This window comes from Candidatus Saccharimonadales bacterium (assembly GCA_036397795.1).
Classification (GTDB): Bacteria; Patescibacteriota; Saccharimonadia; order Saccharimonadales; family DASWIF01; genus DASWIF01.
The window spans coordinates 1-1943 of record DASWIF010000066.1 but is presented as its reverse complement, the minus strand read 5'-3'; the positions used below and the strand labels follow the sequence as shown (position 1 = coordinate 1943).

Genomic DNA, 1943 nt, shown 5'->3' with positions numbered 1-1943 from the left:
TCCTGTGCGGCTTGAGCCAGCGCCTGGGTTAGACGAGCCGCCTCGTCCTGGCCGCGGCGGCTGACTTCTAAACGGATGAGTTGGGGAGCAACTTTTTGGACGGTGATGGATTGGCGGTATCGGCCGGCAGAAGCCGGGTCGAGACCGGTTTGGGCCAAAGCTTGCACCAATAGCTCCCGGCTCTCGAGCAGTCCGACGACGGTGTCGATGTAGCCTTCGGCTACCTGCTGGGCGTAAAAGCCATCGTAGTTATAGTTATCAACCGAGACTTCGGGGCTTTTCGAGACATGCAAGTTAAAACTGGCGACAAAGTGCGGCGAGTAAGATCGCACGGCCAGTCCGGCGAGCAATCCAACCGCCAGGCCAAAACCGATGACCACGGACGAGTGAGTTTTGAGTAGTTGGACAAGTTCTTTAAGCTCCATAGTTAAAAATATTGGACTCAAAACAAAATGTCGGTAAATTTCTTGTCTACAAAATTGTTGGTTCGCAAACCGTTCTTATAATTATTATTGATCAATGATCGTTGCTCACTGCACAAATTGTAGACGGCGAAATTTTTGAAACCGTCATTTTGTTTTAGACTTGCTATAGCCCTATTTGTAGGTCGAGAACCTGGTTGACGATCGCGTCGGCCCGCCGGTTCTCTTCTCTGGGTATGTGTTTGAATTTTATCATAGAGAAAGCCTTGGCTAAAGCTTGAACTTGTTGATTGAGCTTTTGTAGATCAGGATCTTTGACTTTGTATTCGTGGTTGAGCTGTTTGACGACGAGCTCGGAGTCTAAGTAAACATTGAGTGTAGTCAGGTCTTGGTGGTTGATCTGTTTAGCATCTTCAAGTTGATTGAGTTGCTCGAGGGCCAGGATCAACGCCAGATACTCGGCCTGGTTGTTGGTTCTTTCGCCCAGGTAGTAACCGGATTGATACTCGGTCTTTTCTGTCACTATCACCACTCCGGCCGCGGCCGAACCGGGATTTCCCCGCGCGCCACCATCCGTATAAATCTCAATCCCCATACCTGCATTCTAGCAGAGATGAATAGATTATTGTGTAGATGTCTAAGTCGTCCGTCTCAAGAACTTCGGGACGAGCGGCGGCACTTGTTTTTGGTACTTGATGTAGTCTTCACCGAACCATTGTTTGAGCTGGCGTTCCTCGACCATGAGTGCGTACTCGAGCAGTCCGACGGCCGCGATCGGGATCCACCACAAGAGCAGTGTCGGCGACTTAAGATAAACGGCGACTCCGACCAATGCCATTAGATACCCGAAGATCATCGGGTGTCGCACACGCGCGTACCAGCCGCTGGTGGAGAGTTGTCGGGGGGTCATCTCGTCATGTGGGAGTGAATTGAACGGGAAGGTGTGTGCTTCCTGGTAGAGTGTGATTGAAGACTCGATGATAATCAGCAGACCAAAGGCGGCGACCGCGAGTGCGGTCAGGTTGGCAACCTCGGTTGGAATGAAGTTGGCCCAGGTCAGGTAATCGAAATTTAGCAGGCTGTTGAATATTAGGTAATCGAGGCCCTGGGCCAACTCGATCAGAATAAACGGTAGTATGACAACGAAAAGAACCAAGTGCCAGAGGTAGCCGAAAAACTGGGTGAAGAACAGATGGATACGGGACATAATTCGCTACCTCTCCATTCTAGCCAAGGTCAGGCCCAACGTCAAGAATAGAGTGAGTTGGCCGGCTTGGAGACTCCACCAGTAATGGTCGAAGAGCCCGGTGATCAGGATGACGAGCCAGGCCAACTGAACGCGGATGTCCAAAGTTTTCCAGGTCTTCAGGATGGGCAACATCAATATATTCAAGAGTAAGACCGTCCCAATCAACCCGGTTTCGGCCAGGATCAGGAGGAAGATGTTGTGTACCGGTTGCACAAAGCGGGACAGATTGGTCAAGTCCCAGTACCGATCCACAAAAAGAATGAACTGGGAAT

General features: G+C 50.6%; 4 protein-coding genes. All 4 read right to left on the bottom strand.

Annotated elements, in window-relative coordinates; genetic code table 11:
• On the bottom strand, window positions 1-425 hold a 425-nt coding region (locus VGA08_03965; GenBank protein ID HEX9679748.1), incomplete at its 3' end, for a hypothetical protein.
• A 163-nt stretch (window positions 426-588) separates the two neighbouring features.
• Window positions 589-1017 carry a ribonuclease HI family protein gene (locus VGA08_03960; protein HEX9679747.1) on the bottom strand — a complete coding sequence of 143 codons (429 nt, stop codon included), beginning with the start codon at window positions 1015-1017 and terminating at the stop codon, window positions 589-591.
• A gap of 42 nt (window positions 1018-1059) precedes the next feature.
• Window positions 1060-1629 (bottom strand): isoprenylcysteine carboxylmethyltransferase family protein, encoded by a 570-nt coding sequence (locus tag VGA08_03955; protein ID HEX9679746.1) that lies wholly within the window; start codon window positions 1627-1629, stop codon window positions 1060-1062.
• Between the two features lie 6 nt (window positions 1630-1635).
• On the bottom strand, window positions 1636-1943 hold a 308-nt coding region (locus tag VGA08_03950), incomplete at its 5' end, for a hypothetical protein (GenBank protein ID HEX9679745.1).